This is a genomic window from Enterococcus cecorum DSM 20682 = ATCC 43198 (assembly GCF_000407565.1).
In the GTDB taxonomy this organism is placed as follows: domain Bacteria; phylum Bacillota; class Bacilli; order Lactobacillales; family Enterococcaceae; genus Enterococcus_E; species Enterococcus_E cecorum.
Map to the genome: position 1 here is coordinate 840,389 of NZ_ASWI01000003.1, position 20,629 is coordinate 861,017.

Here is a 20,629-nt window from a genome sequence, read left to right on the forward strand (position 1 = left end):
AGATATTGGAGGAAATTATGGCTAACGGCTTATTTATTACAATTGAAGGACCAGACGGCGCAGGGAAAACCACCGTCTTAAATGAATTATTTCCACGTTTACAAATGATTGCGAAAAAAGAAATCATTAAAACCCGTGAACCAGGCGGCGTATTGATTGCGGAAAAAATCCGTCAAATTATCTTAAATCCAGATCACCGTCAAATGGATGAACGTACAGAAGCCTTACTCTATGCTGCAGCGCGTCGTCAACATTTGGTAGAAGTGATTATGCCTGCTTTAAACGAGGGAAAAATCGTTATCTGTGATCGTTTTGTAGATAGTTCCTTAACGTATCAAGGCGCAGGTCGACGTATTGGGATGAAAGAAATTGCTCAAATCAATGAATTTGCCACAGAAGGGTTAGAACCAGATTTTACCTTATACTTAGATGTTGATTCAGATACGGGATTAAGACGTATCCAAAATCATCGCAAAAAAGATATCGACCGCTTAGACTTGGAGGGATTAGAGTTCCATCAACGGGTGCGTCATGCTTATCTAAAATTAGCAGAAGAAAACCCAGTGCGTATTCATCGAATTGATGCTAAAATGAGTTTACAAGAAGTTGTTGAATCAAGTTTTTCAGCAATTGTGGAAAGTAACCCAACATTTTTTAAACGAGGTGAATAGCGATGAAAATGATAATTGCGATTGTTCAAGATAAGGATAGTAATCGACTAGCCAATGAATTTATTGAGGCTGATGTGCGCGCCACAAAATTATCGACTACTGGTGGATTTTTAAAAGCGGGCAACACCACTTTCATGATTGGTTTAGAAGATGAACGAGTAGAGGAAGTCCTAGCTTTGATTAAGAAAACTTGTCAATCTAGAAAACAATTTATCACTTCTCCTATGTCCTTAGATTTATCCATTGACTCACCAATGCCTTATCCACTGGAAGTAGAAGTCGGCGGTGCAACGGTATTTGTCTTGCCAGTTGAGGGATTCCATCATTTTTAAAAAGAAGGAGATGGCGTAATGGGTGAATTGTTAAATCCTACTGTGCATTCTCTGATGAAACAAAGTATTGAGCATGGGCGTTTGGCTCATGCTTATCTTTTTGAAGGGGAAAAAGGCACAGGAAAACACCAAGAAAGTCTTTGGTTAGCTAAGCGTTTATATTGTACTAACGTGAAAGAAAACGAGCCTTGCAATGCGTGTCTCAATTGTTTACGTATCGAAAATAATGAGCATCCCAATGTACATCAAGTTACACCAGATGGCCAAACGATTAAAGTGGATCAAATTCGACAACTACAAACAGAATTTGCGAAACGTGGCTTTGAAGCAGGTCGACAAATCTTTATTCTTTCTGATGCTGAAACGATGAATATCCAGGCGGCGAATAGTTTGTTGAAATTTTTGGAGGAGCCTTCTGGACAAGTGTTGCTCTTGTTAGAAACAAGTGCGATAGGCAAAATTTTACCAACGATTCAATCGCGTTGTCAGATTATTCATTTTCATTTGTCGACTACGCATTTAATCGAGCAATTACAGCAAGCTGGCCTATCTTTAAATACCGCGAAAATTCTAGCATACTTAACGAATAGTTATGATAAAGCGGTTGAAATCTCACGCGATGAATGGTTTAATGATGCTAGGGATGTTTTAAAACAATTTGTCCAATATTTGACAAATCGGGATTTTGCAGCCTTTGTATATGTGCAGCGGAAAATCATACCAATAACGAAAGAAAAAGAGCAGCAACAATTATTTTTTGATTTATTAATGTATGCGTTTCGTACGTTGCGCGATGAAAATCAAGGAAATTTACAGACTGTTTATAATCAGGCATTGGCCGATTTATTACAGGCAAAAACGAAGCTGAATAGTAACGTTGCCTTTCAAAATGTCATCGAGCAATTTGTTTTGCATTTTCTACAGCAATAAAATTTTTGAGGTAAAGGAAGAGGATTATGGTTCAAGTAGTAGGTGTTCGTTATAAAAAAGCTGGCCATATTTATTACTTTTCTCCAGGACATACACAATATCAATTTAAAGACCAAGTACTTGTTGAGTCTCAGCAAGCGACTTGTTTAGCTACTGTTGTTTTGCCAAATCGTGAAATGGCCGAAGAAGACTTGCCCGAAGAAATCAAACCAGTTATTTCTTTGGCAAGTGAATCTGACTTAGATCAAGCACGTCAAAATGAGTTAGATGCCAAAGAAGCGTATGGCATTGCAAAAGAGAAAATTAATGAGCATGGACTAGTGATGAAGTTAGTACAGGTAGAATATACCCTTGATCGTTCTAAGATGATTTTTTATTTTACTGCCGATGGTCGCGTGGATTTTCGCGAATTGGTCAAGGATTTAGCTAGTATCTTTAGAACACGGATTGAGTTGCGTCAAATTGGCGTCCGTGATGAAGCCAAGATTTTAGGCGGTATTGGTCCATGTGGTCGTCCATTATGTTGCTCGACCTTTTTAGGAGACTTTATGCCTGTTTCGATTAAGATGGCTAAAGATCAAGGTTTATCTTTAAATCCAACCAAGATTTCTGGTTTGTGTGGACGCTTAATGTGCTGTTTAAAATATGAAAATTATGAATATGAATTAGCTAAAAAAGAGATGCCTGATTTTGGTGCGCAAGTCAAAACACCAGAAGGCATCGGTAAAGTGGTGGAATTGAACTTATTGTCACGCATTGTCAAAGTGAAATTCCCAAATCGTGAAATTGCCTTGGAATATACCCAAGATGAAATTGAAGAAGTGGTAAAGTAGGTGAACAAGATGAAGTTAGATAAACGTGATTTATATGATGGCTTGGATGCGTTTGAGTCTGATTTATCTCAGATGCTATCTAAATTACAAACAATGAAACAATCCATCCAAGAGTTAGTGGAGAAAAATACCGAGCTCGAATTGGAAAATCAAAAATTACGTGAGCATTTACGAGAAATGAATCAAACCAATCCAAATTCAAGTAAAAAAATGAAGCAAGCTTTGTCTACTTCACGTAAAAATCTTGAAAATATCTATGAAGAAGGCTTTCACGTATGTTATGACTTATATGGTTCAAGAAGAGCAAATGATGAACCGTGTGCCTTTTGTTTAGAAGTCATTTATCGTGAATAATGAGGGATAAAATGTTAACCAAACAAAAAAGTTATCATCATAATGGCGCTTGTCTTTATCTAGTTCCGACGCCCATTGGAAATCTGCTAGACATGACGCAAAGAGCCATTGATATTTTAAAACAGGTAGATTTAATTGCTAGCGAAGATACACGCAATACGCAAAAATTGTTAAATCATTTTGAAATTTCTACGCCGCAAAAAAGTTTACATGAGCATAATTATAAGGAACGGGTGCCGCAGTTAGTCGATTGCTTACTTGCAGGTCAGTCGATTGCCCAAGTCTCTGATGCAGGCATGCCCTCGATTAGCGATCCAGGTCATGAATTAGTCCAAGCTTGCATTGCAGCAGATATTCCTGTTGTTGCCTTGCCAGGACCAACAGCTGGACTTACTGCGTTGATTGCATCAGGCTTATCCGCGCAGCCAAATTATTTCCATGGTTTTTTACCGCGTAAGAAAAAAGAGCAAGTCGCAGCTTTAACCCCTTTAGCGCAACTTTCTGCCAGTATGATTTTTTACGAATCACCGTATCGCCTCGCAAGTACGTTAGCGAATATGGTGAAAGTTTTTGGGGAAAATCGACAAGCCGTGATTTGCCGTGAATTAACCAAAATCCATGAAGAATTTATTAGAGGAACTTTACTAGAGTTAGCCCAATATGCTAAAGACAATGAGATCAAAGGCGAGTGCTGTCTCTTAGTATCTGGCCAGTCTATTGAGGAACAGTCAGCAGAAGTAGTTGCATTGACAGAGGAACAAATTCGCCAAAAAGTCGCCGATCGCATCGAAATATATGGTGAAAAACCAAATACTGCAATTAAAGAAGTGGCTAAGGCGCTAGGCTATAAAAAGCAAGCAATCTATCAAATCTATCACGAAATTCACTCGTAAAATATCTAATGGTAACGTATCAAATGTAGAGAATTTTCTATGTTTGATGCGTTTTTTTGATATATGTGTCAGAAAAGTTAACATAGTATGTGACGAATTTTTAGAAAATTACACCAATTCAGTCGAAAAGCTAGAAAATTCAAAAAAGATGTGTTAGTATTTCTAACATAAGGTAGGTTACCTTAAAAAAGTTGGTTATCATTCAGTCGTTTAGGACGATAAAAAAGGAGAGAATTCAAATGGAAACAGGAAACATTGCATTTATTTTGATTTGTAGTGGGTTAGTATTCTTAATGACCCCAGCGCTAGCTTTCTTTTACGGCGGGCTAGAGCGAAGAAAAAATATCTTAAATACGATGATGATGGTTATCTGTACTTTAGGATTGGCCTCAATATTATGGATTGCGATTGGTTATTCGTTATCCTTTAGCGGCGATCATCTATTAGTCGGAAATTTGGATAAAGTCTTTTTTAACCATGTATCAATGACAAAAGGCGATGGCATCCCAGAAGGACTATTCGCAGCCTTTCAAATGATGTTTGCCTTGATTGCTACAGCGATTATTACCGGTTCAGTAGTTGGCCGGATGAAGTTTTCGGCGATTTTCTTATTTATCGCTGCTTGGATTATTCTCGTCTACGCACCATTAGCTCACATGGTTTGGGGCAAAGGATTGTTAGATGCGATTGGCTCAATTGACTTTGCGGGTGGAAATGTCGTGCATATTAGCTCTGGTATTTCAGGTTTGGTTTTAGCTTATGTAGTGGGTAAACGACGCGAATATGCGCAAATCGAATATCGCCCACATAATATTCCGTTTGTAGTGCTTGGTGCTGGCCTTTTATGGTTTGGTTGGTTTGGTTTTAATGCCGGTTCAGCACTTGCAGCCGATGGTTTAGCGATTCATGCTTTATTAACAACGAATACCGCTGCAGCTAGTGCGATGCTATCATGGATGTTGATTGAAAAACTAGTCATTGGCAAACCTACTGTAGTCGGTGCTTGTACAGGTGCTGTTGTAGGCTTAGTTGCGATTACCCCAGGCGCAGGTTTTGTTTCACTATGGTCTTCCATTATTATCGGATTTTTAGTTAGTCCGTTTTGTTTCTATTTTATTTCTGTTATCAAGCAAAAATTGCAATTAGATGACGCGCTAGATGCTTTTGGCTGTCACGGTGTTGGTGGGATTTTCGGTGGAATAATGACAGGAATTTTCGCCGATCCTGCAGTTGGTGGGAAAGCTGGTTTATTCTATGGCAATGTTCAATTATTCTTAGCTCAGCTTGAAAGTATTGTCTGTACCATTGTTTTTGCCGGTCTATTAAGTTTCGTGATTATCAGCGTGATTAAATTCTTTATGCCAATTCGCGTCACTGACTCAGAAGAAGCACTTGGTATGGACCGTATCGAACATGATGAAACGGCTTATCCAACCTTTATGGGATTAGATTCATAAGAAAGAAGGTAGCGTTTATGAAGAAAATAGAAGCAGTCATTCGTTTAGAAAAATTAGAAGAATTAAAAGCTGAGATTAACCGTGATTTTGAGATTTCCGGGATGACCGTTACCCAAGTCTTAGGATATGGGAATCAAAAAGGTGTCAAAGAATATGTACGCGGCAAGGCGATTATTACTAGTCTTTTACCGAAAGTTAAGGTTAGCTTTGTTTTAGAAGATAAAGATGTCGAAAGTGTGGTCGATCGTATTCTGATGATTTGTGGCACAGGAGAAGTCGGTGATGGCAAGATATTTATCTCACCAATCGAAGAAGTCATCCGCATCCGCACCGGCCAACGAGGCAAAGAAGCAATATAGAATAAAGGATGTGAAGCAGCTTGATTAGCCACGAGCGGCTCGCAAAACATTTTCATCAATTAAAACGTCCCATAAGCTAGTGAGTGAATGCTTGCTAGCTTATTTTTTATTGTTTTTCGATAAAAATCTGTTATGCTCTAGGCAAAGGAAGGATGATGAAAATGGAAAAATATATGATTACTTTCGTTAGTATCTTATTGAGTGTGATTTTTTGGTTGATGAGTTTTCTTGTGGGCGTATAGATTTTTACCAGCGAGCATCAAGGTATGATTTGGCAAAACAACTTAACGCTTATTTGTTTGATTTTAGCAGCAGCAACGATTAGCTATATGGCAGTTAAGAGTGTGCATATTTGGCAAAAATCAAGTCAACATGCTTTTCAAAAGGAATTACTCATCTATACAAAGCAAGTAAGTTTAGCAAGTGGTGTCATCTTTTTCTTGAGTTTAGGCATTTTACCGATGTTTTATCGTTGGGCGGACTTAGGCGATGCACCAGGATTGATGCTGATAGGGTTAGCCATTTGTCTGTTTTTTTTCACGATGGTTTTAATCAGTATTAGTTTTTCAAAGTTATACCAAAAAGCACTATCCCTACAAGATGAATTAGAGATGGTGATTTAAATGATTGAAATACACTTAGACCAATATTTAAAAAAGCGCCAAATGACCTTAACGCAACTCTCTGAAGCCGTCGATATTACAATTGCCAACCTCTCTATCCTGAAAAGTGGCAAAGCAAAGGCCATTCGTTTCTCGACTTTAGAAAAAATCTGTGAAGTACTTGAATATCAACCAGGCGACTTGATTTCTTATGTGCCTGAAGATTGAAACGGAATGTCTGTTCTTGTATAATAGAGATAGAAAAGTTTGAGAAACAGGTGAGAGATATGGCGGAGATGCGTTTTCCCTTAAAAAATGACATGAGCCGTAAAATCATTCATATTGATATGGACGCGTTTTTTGCCTCGGTGGAAGAGCGCGACAATCCTGAGTTGGCTAAGCATCCTCTAGTGATTGCCCGTCATCCCAAAGATACCAAAGGCCGTGGTGTGGTGACGACTTGTAATTATAAGGCTAGAGAATACGGGATACATTCGGCGATGAGTGCCAAAAAAGCGTATGAGTTATGTCCGCAAGCCGTTTTTGTTCCCGGAAATTATCAAAAATATCGAGAAATTTCGCGTCAGATTCGCGCCATTTTTCATCGCTATACAGACTTGATTGAACCAATGTCGATTGATGAAGCATATCTAGATGTGACTGAAAATAAAATTGGTTCAAAAAGTGCCATCAAAGTTGCACGCTGTATTCAAGAAGATATATGGCGTGAATTACATCTGACTTGTTCGGCTGGGGTGAGTTATAACAAGTTTTTAGCCAAATTAGCTTCAGATTATCGCAAACCCCATGGCATGACTGTGATTATGCCAGGAGAAGCCGAGGCGTTTTTAAAACCATTACCGATTGAAAAGTTTCATGGTGTGGGGAAAAAGACGATTCCTAAAATGCATGAGATGGGGATTTTCACGGGTGAAGATTTGTATAATAAATCAGAAATGGAGCTAATTCATGCATTTGGCAAGATGGGCTACTCGCTTTATCGCAAAGTTCGGGGGATTCATAATTCTCCTGTCGTGACTAATCGTGAACGCAAATCTATTGGCAAAGAACATACTTTTGGTGAGAGCCTTTATTCGATGAACCAGGCGATTTCACAGCTACGTCTATTATCAGAAAGTGTTGCTAATACAGCTAGCAAGCAAGAAAAACAGGGACAAACTGTGGTCTTAAAATTGCGCTACGATGATTATACGACAATTACCAAGAGACAAACCTTCCCAGAGTTTATTGATCATAAAGAGGATATTTTTTCGAAGGCGAGTCTTTTATTTGAAGATACATATGAAGAAGGACGGGGGATTCGGCTGTTAGGTATCACCTTGACCAATTTAAAAGATAAGACCTATGAGTTGATTACCTTACTACTTTTTGAATATGAAAGAAAAAATCTCAAGGACGACAGATGAGTCACTGTTTCCTTGAGATTTTCATTTTAGCCGCCTAATTCACTACGTTTGATTTGTTCGTAACTTTGATCGGCATCTTTACATTTTGACCAAATAACGGCTTGTTTTAATTTTAACGATTGAGGAACATCGACAATTCTTTGATTCCGACTGCCTCGAAATTGTAGGTTCAAGTCTTTTTGGGCTAATTCGAAACGACCATCGACTAAAACATCGATTTGGCTTAACAGTTCTAATTTATCAGGAGTTTCTTGCAGTAATTCTTCAAAGGTATAGCCACTCCAACTCCAAATATCTTTTGTGTCGCCAAAGGTTTCGCGTACTTTTTTGACGAGTGGTAAGACGACGGGTGTATTTAAGAAGGGTTCACCACCGAGTAAGGTTAATCCTTGCACATAGCTATGGGATAAGTCGGCCATGATTTTGGCTTCTAGTTCTTCCGTGTAGGGGGTGCCGTAATTGAAGTTTTGGACTGCTTTATTAAAACACCCCTCACAAGCAAATAAGCAACCACTAACATAGAGACTATTGCGGACTCCTTCGCCATCGACAAAGTTAAAAGGTTTATAGTCGGCAATCATACGTTGAGATAAAAGCTTTGCATCCCATTCTTTTGGTTTTGGATGATTCATTAGTGTACATCCTCCATATGTTTAACACGTGCTGAGATTTCTTTATGACGACCATGCACCATTGGACGAGCTTGTGGATTGCCTAGATAACCACAAGTTCTTTTGACGACATCGCAAGTTCTTGGATCATGATTATGGCAAACTGGACATTCAAATCCGCGTTCAGTCGGTGTAAAATCGCCCTCGAAACCACACTCGTAACAATGGTCAATCGGTGTATTGGTGCCTAGATAGCCGACTTTATCATAAGAATAATCCCAGACAGCTTCTAAGGCTTTTGGATTTTGTTGAAGGACTGGATATTCACAATAATGGATGAAGCCACCAGAGCAATATTTTGGATAGTCTTTTTCAAAATCTAGTTTTTCAAATGGGGTCGGATTTTTACGGACATCATAATGGAAACTATTGGTGTAGTATTCTTTATCCGTGATATTTTCCACAATCCCGAATTTATACGTATCAAAACGACAGAAACGGTCTGTCAAACTTTCAGAAGGCGTAGAGTAGACGCTGAAGTGATAGCCGTATTCATCTCCCCATTGGTCGGCGTGCATCTTTAAGGTCTTAACGATATCAAGGGTAAACTGTTTGGCTTCTGGATTGTGTTCCCAAGCACCTCCGTAAAAGGCTGAGGCAACTTCATAAAGACCAATATAACCAAGAGACACCGTCGCGCGTTTGTTTCTAAAGAGTTCATCGACATTGCCATTGCGTTTTAATCTCTTTCCAAAGGCACCATACATATAAAGAATTGGCGCATTTTGAGGGAGCGCTTCTTTACAACGATTCACGCGATAGACTAAAGCATCTTTCACAATATCCAGACGGTCTTCCAAAATACTCCAGAATTTATCAAAATCACCTTGGGCTTCCATCGCAATTCGTGGCAAGTTTAAGGTAACAACACCTAAATTCATCCGACCGACATTGACTTCTTGACCGTTTTCATCTTTCCAACCCTGTAAGAAAGAACGGCAACCCATTGGCACTTTGAAACTACCCGTTAATTCGACAATCTTATCATAGTTTAAAATATCCGGATACATGCGCTTGGTTGCACATTCCAAGGCCAATTGTTTGACATCGTAGTTTGGATCGGTTGGTTCTAAATTCACCCCACGTTTAATAGAAAAAATTAATTTAGGGAAGATGGCTGTGCGATGTTCGCGACCTAAACCATCAATCCGAATTTGTAAGATAGCTTTTTGAATTTCCCGTTCAAACCAATTTGTCCCTAAACCAAAGCCAAGTGAAGTGAAAGGCGTTTGACCATTTGAAGTAAAGAGTGTATTAATTTCATACTCTAAACTTTGCATGGCATCATAAATGTCTTTTTTGGTCTTTTTGTAGGCGAATGCTTCTTGACGTTCTTGACCATCAATCCATTCTTTGGCATCTTGTAAATGTTTTTCAAAATTCAATTTCGCAAAAGGAGCTAATAATTCATCAATGCGGTCACAAGAACAGCCACCATATTGACTAGAAGCTACATTGGCGATGATTTGAGAGATTTGCGCGGTTGCTGTTTGAATAGATTTAGGTGACTCGACATCTGCATTTCCCATCTTAAAGCCTTCCGTGAGCATACTCTTAAAATCAATTAAGCAGCAATTCGTCATTGGGGCATAAGGATGATAATCTAAATCATGATAATGAATTTCCCCTTTTTGATGGGCGTTAGCTACATGAGGCGGCAACATTTTTAGTCCAATTGATTTGCCGACAATCCCCGCAGTTAAATCCCGTTGCGTATTAAACACATCGCTATCTTTATTGGCATTTTCATTGACGACAGTCTCTTCCTTATTAATCAACTTACTAATAGAAAGATTAATATCTGTTGCTTGTTTACGCAGAAAATCGCGATTGGTCCGATAACTAATATATTCTTGCGCTAAGGCTAAAAATGATTTTTCTAATAAGAAGTGTTCGACAATATTTTGAATTTCATAAATTTTGACATTGTCGGTAAAACGTTCCGCAATTTCTCGATCTACCAGTTGTACGATTTCCACTAGTTTTTCGTGTTCTAATGGGGAAAGGGGTTCTTTAAGTTTTTTGCGACCTTTCATCAAAGCATCGTAAATTTTTTCATCATCGAAATCAACCAAGCGGCCATCGCGTTTCACGACTTTCATTTTAGATAATTTCTCAGTTACTTCATCTGTCGCAACTGGCATTGCTATATTTAACAAGCTGCTCACTCCTTCAATCATTTTCTTCAAATAAAAAGGAAATACTAGACAAAGTGTCAATAATCTCGAAATCAAATTTCTTAAATAGCCAACTTTGTGTATTCCGTAAACATTATCTATAAATATTTTTTATCTGTACCTATGATAAGATAAAGTGAGAAAATTTACAATCAATATCTTGTACTAGATTACGAATATAAATCTAATTGCACACAATATATAGTGGTACTTGACAAGAAGAAAGGTTAAAAGTACCAAGCTTCACAAAAGTTGAGAATGTTTCATAATGCTGTGAAACAAATTGAAAAATGACAAAAAATTTTTTTGACACTAAATTGTTTGAATTGTAAAAAAATTTAAGACAATTATTAGATAAAAATGAAACGAAACATGTGAATCCAAACGAAAAAATAAAATATTAATTATTAAAATACAAGCGGAACTGTTAACAATAATGCGGTTATAAAATCAATTTATAAGCAAATGTTGATTGAAGTTAAAAAACATCTAACTTATGTGAAATTGTGAATTTGTTGCTGTGTGTAAATGACGATAAGAAAATGTTATAACAGAAAATATTTTGAATATATTGACATCCGCTAGATAAAAAATTATAATTTTCTTAATCTATCTTAATATTTTTATAGCTTTATGAACTTTTTATGAACAAAAAGAGGGGAGAATGCAATATGAGCAATAAAATGAAAAAAATCGTAGTGCCATCTTTATTATTATCAAGTACTGTTTTATTGGCAGCTTGTTCTGGTGGTGACAAAAAGGCTTCAGATTCTGGAAAGGGAGAATCTAATTATTCTTACGTCTATAGCACCGATATTAATAGCTTAGACTATACTTTCTCATCACGAAGTTCAAATAGTGACCACTTCGCAAATTTCATTGATGGTTTGTTGGAAAATGACGAGTATGGTAATTTGAAACCTGCGCTAGCTAAATCATGGGAAGTAAGTGACGATGGCTTAACCTACACTTATCACCTACGTAAAGGCGTAAAATGGGTAGATAGTGAAGGAAATGACTACGCAGAAGTAAAAGCTCAAGACTGGGTAACTGCTTTGAAACATGCCGTTGATGTAAAATCTGAAACTTTATATGTTGTTCAAGATAGTATTAAAGGTTTAGATGACTATGTCAAAGGGGTAACGAAAGACTTTTCTACTGTTGGGGTTAAAGCAGTAGATGACTATACTTTACAATATACGTTAACTCGTCCAGAAAGCTTCTGGAATTCTAAATTAACTTACGGTATCATGTGTCCAGTGAATGAAGAATTCTTAAAATCTAAAGGTAAAGACTTCGGGCAACCTACACCAGATAGCATTCTATATAACGGTGCTTACATTTTAACAAACAATACTGCCAAATCAGTAATTGAATATAAGAAGAACGAATCTTATTGGGATAAAAAACATGTCTACATTGATAATGTAAAATTAACTTACTTTGATGGAAGCAATCCTGATTCGCTATTTAAAGAATTTGATCAAGGTAACTATTCAACTGCACGTGTATATCCTAACTCAGGTGGTTATAAAGATGTAGAAGCTAAATACGGTGATGCGATTAACTTCTCACAACCAAATGGTTCAACATTTAATATGACCTTTAACTTTGATCGTAAAGCATACAGTGCAACATCTAAGAAAACAGATGCTGAAAAAGATAGTACTCATAAAGCTATTATGAATAAGAACTTCCGTCTAGCTTTAGAATTTGCGTTAAATAAAGAAGAATATATTGCGCAAAACGTTGGTAAAACTGGTGCAGCACAAGGTATCCGTAATATGTTAATACCATCTCAATTCGTAACAGTTGACGGTAAAGATTATGGTGAAGTTGTACAAGAAAAATTAGCCAAATTAGACCCAGATACCTTTAGCGATGTGAAATTAGCGGATAGCCAAGAAGGTTGGTTCAATGCTGATAAAGCGAAATCTTTATTTGAAAAAGCAAAATCTGAACTACAAGCGCAAGGCGTACAATTCCCAATTCACCTAGACTTACCTCAAGATGAAAAATCTGAAGTTTTAGTGAACCAAGCAAAATCATTGAAGCACTCAATTGAATCGACATTAGGTAAAGATAATGTCGTGATTGATATTCAATTATTAAACGAAGATAAATATCTTGCTGCTACTTATCAAGCAACAACAGCAGCAGATAAAGACTACGATATCTCTACTGCTTCTGGTTGGGGCCCTGACTACTTAGATCCATCAACTTACTTAGACATCTATAATTCAAGATCAGGTGCTCAATTGGATAACTTAGGTTTACAACCATCTGAAACAGCTAAAGATAATCCATCTGCTCAAGTAGTAAATGAATTAAAATTAGCGGAATATGATGCTTTATTAGACAAAGCTGCAAAAATCACTGCAGTTGAAGATGTGAATAAACGTTATGATGCTTATGCAGATGCTGAAGCTTGGTTATCAGCAAATGCTTTACAAATTCCTATCCAAGCTGGTGGTGCAGTTCCAAGTGTATCTAAGATTGTACCATTCACTAGACAATTTAGTTGGTGTGGTATGGCTGCTACAAATGCATCATACAAATTCAAAGGTATGAAACTTCAAGACAAAGCTGTAACTACCAAACAATATCAAAAAGCTTTGAAGAATTGGGAAGAAAAAAGACTAGAAACAGCTGAAAATACGAAGTAAAATGTGTTAAAATACTAAAGGAGTAGAAAGGGCGAAAAATTAAAAAAGCCCTTTTTACTCTTTTTAATCAGTGTAATTAGTGCTATCATAGTAAGTGATTTTTGTAGGAAATTTTGCGCCGTTGAGAATGAAAGTCTAAGGATGATTTTTATTCTCAACGGAAATACAAATTTTCTTGTAAAAATTGAGCTATTTTGGTAGTCTCTATTTAAAAAGATATGCTTTGAAAGTGGTTATAAATGAATTGGGAAAAATATCGGCCAAAAGTTTAATAATTAATATTTCGAGGCATATTGATAATTTAGGAGGAAGCTGAGTGAATAAACGTTATCTACTCTTTCGTATTTTGCGTTCGATCGTGAGTATCTTTTTAGTAACTACGATCACTTATGTATTAATTTATACGTTAGTGCCGCGAAATACCATCTTTAAAGAGGACTCTACGTATTCTAAATTAAAAGCCCATCCAGATGAATTGGCCAACTATGAAAATACGGCCTTTGATCGCATGGGTTATATTGAGTATCTAGACTCTCGTGATTTAGTCAAAGAGGTACGTAAAGAATACAAAGAGGCAACTGCAAAACCAAGCAAGGAAAACAAATCTTTGTATCAAAAATGGGCCAAAGAAAATGGCTGGAAATTAGGGATTTTTCCTGAAAGTGGTCGTTACTATGCGACAAAAGATATTCCATTATTAAAACGTATTTGGAATTTCTATTCAAATTTGATAGTAATTGACCATCCATGGAAAGTGAAAGACCCATCTAATCCGGATTTGAAACGCTATTTGAAGATTGAAAAAGATCCAATGGTTGGTTGGGCTTTAGTCGGATCAGGTACGCAATATAAGTATCAAATCTACTTCAATGGTCAATTTCCATTTATCCACCAAAATATCATCCACATCAATCTAGGAACTTCTTATCCAACGTTCTCTGGACAAAGTGTGTCAGATGTCTTATTTGGTGGCCAAGGACAAACGGTGAGTGAGGAAATTACTTTAGCAGATGGCAAGACCATGCGTTCTTCTGCCAATATTTACACTCGCCAATACAAAAATTCAAATAAAATTTCATCTCGTGAAAAAGCAATGTATCATGATAACTATGTGCAAACAAAACCAAACTACAAAGACCCTTCGATGATTTCTATTTCATTTAGAATGGGTGCCTTAGCAGTGGTGATTGCTTATCTTATCGGGGTGCCTATGGCGATGGTAATGGCGCGTTTGAAAGGTAAACTACCCGACAAGATTGGTATTGCGTTAGTAACGGTTATGATTTCAGCACCGTCACTAGCCTTTGTCTACTTCTTTAGATATCTAGGAAATACCTTATTTGGTTTACCATTATCTTTCCCAACTTATGGTGCAGGGGATATTAAATCCTATATCTTACCAACCTTTATCTTAGGGTTCTTAAATGTGTCTGGTTTAGTTATTTGGGTTCGTCGTTATATGATTGACCAACAGTCTGCAGATTATGTTAAATTTGCCAAATCAAAAGGGTTGACCTCTAAAGAAATTTCGCGTCGTCATATCTTCAAAAACGCCGTGATTCCAATTGCCAATGGTATTCCAGGTAGTATCATTTTATCTATCGCTGGGGCAACCATCACGGAGACGATTTTCGCCGTTCCTGGTATGGGTAAAATGTTACCAGATGCGATTCTTTCACATAATAACCCATTAACGGTAGCGATTGTCTTTATCTTCACAGTCGTTGGGGTATTAGCTGTATTATTAGGTGACCTATTAATGGTTTACTTAGATCCACGTATTAAATTGTCAGGAGGAGATTAGAATTGGAAAAGTTAAATCAAATCAGCCAAGAAGATTTTAACTTTGTGTCGATTGATACGATTAATTCTGAAAAAATCGATACGCCGAAGTATTCCTACTGGCGATCAGTGGCACGAAAGTTTTTCTCAAGTAAAGTAGCCATTACGATGCTGGTATTACTTGTATTAATTATTTTGATGAGTTTCATCCAACCGCTATTTAGTGGTTATGATTTCATGAATGTATCAAATATCAATAACTTCGATGCACGTTATAATCCACCAAGTGCTGAGAACTGGTTCGGTACCGATGCCAACGGTCAATCATTATTCGATGCGGTTTGGGCAGGTGCGAGAACTTCTATCTTAATCAGTGTGTTAGCTACAACAATTACCACAACGATTGGCGTTATTGTAGGGGCACTTTGGGGTGTTAGCAAAAAAGTGGACCGTGTCATGATTGAAGTGTATAACGTCATTTCAAACGTACCTTCACTATTAATCATTATCGTTTTAGCCTATGCCTTTGGTAGTGGTTTTTGGAATTTAGTCTTTGCGATGTGTGTAACAAACTGGATCGGGACAGCTTACTTTATTCGGGTACAAGTAATGATTATGCGTGATCGTGAATATAATTTAGCATCCCGTAATTTAGGGACACCTGTACCACGAATGATTAGTAAGAATATCTTGCCGTATTTGATTTCTGTTGTGATGACAGATATTTCTCGTACGTTACCAGGATTCATCTCAGCAGAAACTTTTCTTTCATTCTTAGGCGTTGGGTTGAGTGCAGATGTACCTTCGTTAGGACGTATTATTTCTAAATACACACCGAATATTAGTAACTATCCATACTTGTTCTGGATTCCAGTTGCAGTTTTAGCGTTAGTATCTATTTCATTATATATCGTAGGTCAAACATTAGCTGATGCAACGGATCCAAGAACGCACTTATAAGGAGGACACAGAAAATGAGTAAGACGATATTAACGGCTGAAAATGTTTCAGTGAGCTTCCAAGTCAGAAAACGTCAATTAAAGGCCATTCGGAATGTCTCACTGAGCTTAGAAGAAGGCGAAATCTTAGCAATCGTAGGTGAATCTGGTTCAGGGAAATCAGTATTAACCAAAACATTTACTGGGATGTTAGAACAAAACGGACGTGTCAGTGAAGGAACCATTACTTATGATGGAAAAGTCCTAACTGATTATAAAACCGATAAAGATTGGGAAAATATTCGCGGGAAAGAAATTGCAACCATTTTCCAAGATCCAATGACTTCTTTAAACCCAATTAGAACGATTGGCTCACAGATTGCCGAAGTAATTATCAAACACCGCGGCAAAACACCAAAAGAAGCGAAACAACTAGCCATTGAATTAATGGAAAAAACGGGTATTCCAAATGCAGCTCAACGTTATGATGAATATCCTTTCCAATATTCTGGAGGGATGCGTCAACGGATTGTTATCGCGATTGCCTTGGCATGTCGCCCAAAAATATTGATTTGTGACGAACCAACTACTGCGCTAGACGTGACAATTCAAGCACAAATTTTAGACTTGATTAAAGATTTACAAAAAGAATATGGATTTACGACCATCTTTATCACGCACGATTTAGGGGTTGTGGCATCCATTGCTGACCGAGTAGCTGTTATGTATGCGGGTCAAATTATTGAAATTGGTAAGTCAGAAGAAATTTTCTACAATCCAAAGCATCCATATACTTGGAGCTTATTATCTTCTCTTCCACAATTGAGTGAAAAAGGGGAAGAATTATACTACGTGCCAGGGACACCACCTTCTTTATACAAAGAGATTGCTGGAGATGCCTTTGCCTTCCGTAGTCCATATGCGATGGAAATTGACTTCAAAGCGGAGCCACCGATGTTTGAAGTAAGTCCGACACATTTTGCCAAGACTTGGTTACTCGACCCTCGAGCACCAAAAGTCGACACACCTGAAAAAATTAAGCAACTTCATGAGCGGATGGTTCAACTAACGCAAGAAATTGATGCTGATGATTTTGAAGAAGGGGTGAACTAATTCGTGACTGAAAACAAAGAAGTATTATTATCGATTAAAGACTTAGAAATTGCCTTTGGTGAAGGAAAGAGTCGTTTTGTGGCAGTTAAAAACGCTAATTTCGATATCTATAAAGGGGAAACTTTCTCATTAGTAGGCGAATCTGGTTCAGGGAAAACAACGATTGGTCGCGCAATTGTAGGATTAAATCCAACAAGTAAAGGCGAAATCAATTTTAAAGGTGAAAAGATTAATGGTGGAATTAGTAAACAAAAACGTCATGAAATCATCCAACAAATTCAAATGATTTTCCAAGATCCATCAGCTTCTCTAAATGAACGTGCCACGGTTGATTACATTATCTCTGAAGGGTTGTACAACTATAAATTGTATAAAGATGATGCGGACCGTGAAGCAAAAGTACGTGCAATGTTAGAAAAAGTCGGACTACTACCTGAACATATGTATCGTTATCCACATGAGTTCTCAGGTGGTCAACGTCAACGTATCGGGATTGCGCGTGCGATGATTATGGAACCGGAACTAGTCGTAGCGGATGAACCGATTTCAGCGCTAGACGTATCGATTCGTGCCCAAGTCTTAAACTTATTAAAAGAAGCCCAAAGAGAACGTGGCGTAACCTATCTATTTATCGCCCATGACTTATCAGTGGTACGTTTTATCTCAGATCGAATCGCGGTTATCTATCGTGGTGAAATCGTGGAACTAGCCGAAGCGGAAGAATTATTCAATCATCCAATTCATCCGTATACGCGCGCACTTTTATCTGCTGTACCAATTCCTGACCCAATTTTGGCGAAAAAGAAAAAATTGCATGTCTATGATCCAAGTGTGCACGATTATTCTGTAGATAAGCCAACTTTTGAAGAAGTAGTACCAGGGCATTTCGTTTACGGAAACAAAGCCGAAATCGAAAAATATCGTGCAGAATACAACGATTAAGAATGATATTGAAAAAAAGGGGGGGCTTGCTCTCCTTTTTTCATGAAATGACATATATAGAAAGAAGGATTTTGATGTTAGAGCAAAAGGATGAACAATTATTAATTGACTTAACTTCAGCTCGAGGTGTACCAGGCAATGAAGAAGTACGTGAAGTCTTTAAAACTTATGCCAAAGACTATGCGGACGAAATCATTTTTGATGGTTTAGGTAGTGTGATTGCCAAACACGGTCAAGATGAAAATAGTCCACGTATCTTTATTTCAGGACATATGGATGAAGTTGGCTTTATGGTTACCAAAATTACGGAAAAAGGCTTCATCGAATTTCAAACATTAGGCGGCTGGTGGTCACAAGTGATGCTCGCTCAACAAGTTGAAATTAAAACCCGCGAAGGTAAACTAATTCATGGGGTTATTGGGTGCAAACCACCTCATGTCTTAAGTGTAGAAGCGCGTAACAAACCATATGATATTAAAGATATGTTTATTGATGTCGGCGGCTCAAGTGAAGAAGAAGTGAAATCATGGGGTGTCCGTCCTGGCGATATGATTACACCGTATATCGAATATAAACGATTAAATGATAGTAAGTTCCTTTTAGCCAAAGCCTGGGATAACCGTGTCGGAACTGCCGTGGCTTTACGTGTGCTAGAAAACTTAGCTAAAGACGGCCATCCAAACCAATTATTTGCTGGTAGTGATGTCATGGAAGAAGTCGGCTTACGTGGGGCAAGAACAAGTACTTATCTTGCTAATCCAGAAATTGCCTTTGCGCTTGATACCGGTACAGCAGGTGATACTCCAGGAATGACACCAAAAGAAGCAGATTCTGTATTAGGCAAAGGACCACAAATCTTGATTTTCGATGCTTCAATGGTTCCTCATAAGAAATTATTGAACTTTGTCACCGATGTAGCCGAAGAATTAGAAATTCCATTCCAATATACGGTTATTGCTGGTGGGGGTACAGATGCAGGTCAAATGCACTTAACCCGTCAAGGTATTCCATCTTTAGCGATTACCGTACCTGTCCGTTATCTACATTCCCATACTTCCGTGATTCATGAAGATGACTATCTAAATACGGTTAAATTAGTCACAGAAGTCGTTCGTCGTCTAGACCGCACCACTGTTGACCAAATCTTAAGCTATTAATTTTCAAAGGCTATCCTACTCAATATGGGGAGGGTAGCTTTTTGACATAGTTTCGATTATTTCTATTTTTGGTTCAGATAGTGGATTCATAAAGGAATTGAGTTTATGGCGAATACAATTATTACTGCTCAGATTGATACAGAATTAAAAGAAAATGTTGAAAAAATCTTTTCAAAATTAGTGATTTCTCCTTCTAGCGCAATTCAAATGTTGTACAGTCAGATTGTGTTAACGAGAGGATTACCGCTTCATTTGTATCTTCCATCCGCTACACCGACTGCTATTGGTGCAATGACTCAGACAGAACTGGACACTGAACTATTGAAGGGAATAAAATCACTAAAATCAGGAAGAACCTATACGACAGATGAAGTTGATGCACAATTATCTAAGGAATTTGGCATATGAGCGATAAGTATGCTATTGTTTACACTCCAGAAGCTTTAAACAAACTTAAAATGATATTTCTTTACTTCTTGTTCATGAATGGTTCAAATGATTCTCTTCTATATCTTTGAAGAATTTTTTAGAAACATGCTATAATCATCTTAAGGAAAATCTGAGGAGGAATGACGATGAAATTAACGATTTTAGGTTGCATGGGAGCTTATCCATCTAAAGGGCGCGGAACTACAAGCTATCTTTTGGAATCAGACGGCTTTCATCTATTAATTGATGCCGGCAGCCAAACATTAAGTCAATTAGAAAAGGTGATGTGTCCGCTTGATTTAGATGGGGTCATTATCAGTCATTATCATCATGATCATATTGCTGATTTAGGTGTGTTGCAATATATGTGGCAGTTATCTAACAAGCGTGATAAAAACAGAGTCTTACCCATCTATGGCCATGGTAATGATGCGTTTCATTTTAATGATTTAACCATGCCACAAGTGAGTCAAGGGCATAATTACTTGGAGGCGAATCATTTGAATTTGGGACCGTTTTCTGTTACATTTAAAAAGACGATACATCCTGTGGAGTGTTATGCGATGAGAATTGTCGAAAAGCGTAGTGGCAAGGTATTTGTCTTTACGGCAGATTCTGGTTATATGGAAAGTTTTAACGAATTTGTCAAGGATGCCGACTTATTTTTAGCGGATACTTATCTCTTTGATGGACATGAAAATCACCATGCGCATTTTACAGCAGGGGAGGCAGGTAAGATTGCGAAGGCTGCTGGTGCGAAACGTTTGATCCTATCTCATTTACCAGAAGAAGGCGACTATGATTTACTCAAGGCTCAAGCGCAAAAACAAGCAGGAGAAAATATCCAAGTATCGGTTGCCAAAATAGGTGACACTTACCAAATTTAGGAGGGATTA

At 37.6% G+C, this 20,629-nt stretch carries 21 protein-coding genes; 19 read left to right on the forward strand and 2 right to left on the reverse strand.

Annotated elements, in window-relative coordinates:
* The first annotated feature begins 17 nt into the window (after positions 1 to 17).
* From tmk to dinB, 11 genes are all read left to right on the forward strand, one after another.
* On the forward strand, positions 18 to 671 hold the full coding sequence (gene tmk, locus I567_RS04860) for a dTMP kinase (protein WP_016251135.1): 654 nt from the start codon (positions 18 to 20) through the stop codon (positions 669 to 671).
* Positions 672 to 673: 2 nt separating this feature from the next.
* Positions 674 to 1,003 carry a cyclic-di-AMP receptor gene (locus tag I567_RS04865; protein ID WP_016251136.1) on the forward strand — a complete coding sequence of 110 codons (330 nt, stop codon included), beginning with the start codon at positions 674 to 676 and terminating at the stop codon, positions 1,001 to 1,003.
* 18 nt (positions 1,004 to 1,021) lie between these two features.
* On the forward strand, positions 1,022 to 1,933 hold the full coding sequence (gene holB, locus I567_RS04870) for a DNA polymerase III subunit delta' (RefSeq protein WP_016251137.1): 912 nt from the start codon (positions 1,022 to 1,024) through the stop codon (positions 1,931 to 1,933).
* A 26-nt stretch (positions 1,934 to 1,959) separates the two neighbouring features.
* On the forward strand, positions 1,960 to 2,766 hold the full coding sequence (locus tag I567_RS04875) for a PSP1 domain-containing protein (protein WP_016251138.1): 807 nt from the start codon (positions 1,960 to 1,962) through the stop codon (positions 2,764 to 2,766).
* A 9-nt stretch (positions 2,767 to 2,775) separates the two neighbouring features.
* A complete protein-coding gene (locus I567_RS04880) occupies positions 2,776 to 3,120 on the forward strand; it encodes a DNA replication initiation control protein YabA (protein WP_016251139.1) in 345 nt (114 codons plus the stop codon).
* A gap of 11 nt (positions 3,121 to 3,131) precedes the next feature.
* On the forward strand, positions 3,132 to 4,013 hold the full coding sequence (gene rsmI / locus I567_RS04885) for a 16S rRNA (cytidine(1402)-2'-O)-methyltransferase (protein ID WP_016251140.1): 882 nt from the start codon (positions 3,132 to 3,134) through the stop codon (positions 4,011 to 4,013).
* A gap of 239 nt (positions 4,014 to 4,252) precedes the next feature.
* On the forward strand, positions 4,253 to 5,470 hold the full coding sequence (locus I567_RS04890) for an ammonium transporter (protein ID WP_016251141.1): 1,218 nt from the start codon (positions 4,253 to 4,255) through the stop codon (positions 5,468 to 5,470).
* Positions 5,471 to 5,487: 17 nt separating this feature from the next.
* Entirely contained in the window at positions 5,488 to 5,829 is a 342-nt protein-coding gene (locus I567_RS04895; RefSeq protein WP_016251142.1) for a P-II family nitrogen regulator, read from the forward strand.
* Positions 5,830 to 6,095: 266 nt separating this feature from the next.
* On the forward strand, positions 6,096 to 6,452 hold the full coding sequence (locus I567_RS04900; protein ID WP_016251143.1) for a DUF2975 domain-containing protein: 357 nt from the start codon (positions 6,096 to 6,098) through the stop codon (positions 6,450 to 6,452).
* Complete coding sequence (locus I567_RS04905; RefSeq protein WP_016251144.1) at positions 6,453 to 6,659, forward strand: helix-turn-helix domain-containing protein; 207 nt, start codon at positions 6,453 to 6,455, stop codon at positions 6,657 to 6,659.
* A 59-nt stretch (positions 6,660 to 6,718) separates the two neighbouring features.
* On the forward strand, positions 6,719 to 7,858 hold the full coding sequence (gene dinB, locus I567_RS04910; RefSeq protein ID WP_016251145.1) for a DNA polymerase IV: 1,140 nt from the start codon (positions 6,719 to 6,721) through the stop codon (positions 7,856 to 7,858).
* 26 nt (positions 7,859 to 7,884) lie between these two features.
* On the opposite strand, the gene nrdG is transcribed toward dinB, so the two are convergent.
* On the reverse strand, positions 7,885 to 8,490 hold the full coding sequence (gene nrdG, locus I567_RS04915) for an anaerobic ribonucleoside-triphosphate reductase activating protein (RefSeq protein ID WP_016251146.1): 606 nt from the start codon (positions 8,488 to 8,490) through the stop codon (positions 7,885 to 7,887).
* Positions 8,490 to 10,673: an anaerobic ribonucleoside-triphosphate reductase gene (gene nrdD / locus I567_RS04920; protein WP_026209887.1), complete on the reverse strand. Its 2,184-nt coding sequence runs from the start codon at positions 10,671 to 10,673 to the stop codon at positions 8,490 to 8,492. The genes nrdG and nrdD overlap by 1 nt, the downstream gene beginning before the upstream one ends.
* Positions 10,674 to 11,377: 704 nt before the next feature.
* Between nrdD and I567_RS04925 the strand changes: the two genes are divergently transcribed.
* From I567_RS04925 to I567_RS04960, 8 genes are all read left to right on the forward strand, one after another.
* The gene (locus I567_RS04925) at positions 11,378 to 13,372 is read left to right on the forward strand and encodes a peptide ABC transporter substrate-binding protein (RefSeq protein ID WP_016251148.1); all 1,995 of its coding nucleotides are present in this window, start codon (positions 11,378 to 11,380) and stop codon (positions 13,370 to 13,372) included.
* A gap of 316 nt (positions 13,373 to 13,688) precedes the next feature.
* Entirely contained in the window at positions 13,689 to 15,176 is a 1,488-nt protein-coding gene (locus I567_RS04930; protein ID WP_016251149.1) for an ABC transporter permease, read from the forward strand.
* Between the two features lie 2 nt (positions 15,177 to 15,178).
* Entirely contained in the window at positions 15,179 to 16,114 is a 936-nt protein-coding gene (oppC, locus tag I567_RS04935; RefSeq protein ID WP_016251150.1) for an oligopeptide ABC transporter permease OppC, read from the forward strand.
* A 14-nt stretch (positions 16,115 to 16,128) separates the two neighbouring features.
* Positions 16,129 to 17,205, forward strand: a complete 1,077-nt coding sequence (locus tag I567_RS04940; protein WP_016251151.1) for an ABC transporter ATP-binding protein — start codon at positions 16,129 to 16,131, stop codon at positions 17,203 to 17,205.
* A gap of 3 nt (positions 17,206 to 17,208) precedes the next feature.
* Positions 17,209 to 18,147, forward strand: a complete 939-nt coding sequence (locus I567_RS04945; RefSeq protein ID WP_016251152.1) for an ATP-binding cassette domain-containing protein — start codon at positions 17,209 to 17,211, stop codon at positions 18,145 to 18,147.
* 74 nt (positions 18,148 to 18,221) lie between these two features.
* Positions 18,222 to 19,304, forward strand: coding sequence for a M42 family metallopeptidase (locus I567_RS04950; RefSeq protein ID WP_016251153.1), 1,083 nt, complete (start codon positions 18,222 to 18,224; stop codon positions 19,302 to 19,304).
* 105 nt (positions 19,305 to 19,409) lie between these two features.
* Complete coding sequence (locus I567_RS04955; protein ID WP_016251154.1) at positions 19,410 to 19,712, forward strand: type II toxin-antitoxin system RelB/DinJ family antitoxin; 303 nt, start codon at positions 19,410 to 19,412, stop codon at positions 19,710 to 19,712.
* Between the two features lie 167 nt (positions 19,713 to 19,879).
* Positions 19,880 to 20,620 (forward strand): MBL fold metallo-hydrolase, encoded by a 741-nt coding sequence (locus I567_RS04960; RefSeq protein ID WP_016251155.1) that lies wholly within the window; start codon positions 19,880 to 19,882, stop codon positions 20,618 to 20,620.
* Positions 20,621 to 20,629: the final 9 nt, after the last annotated feature.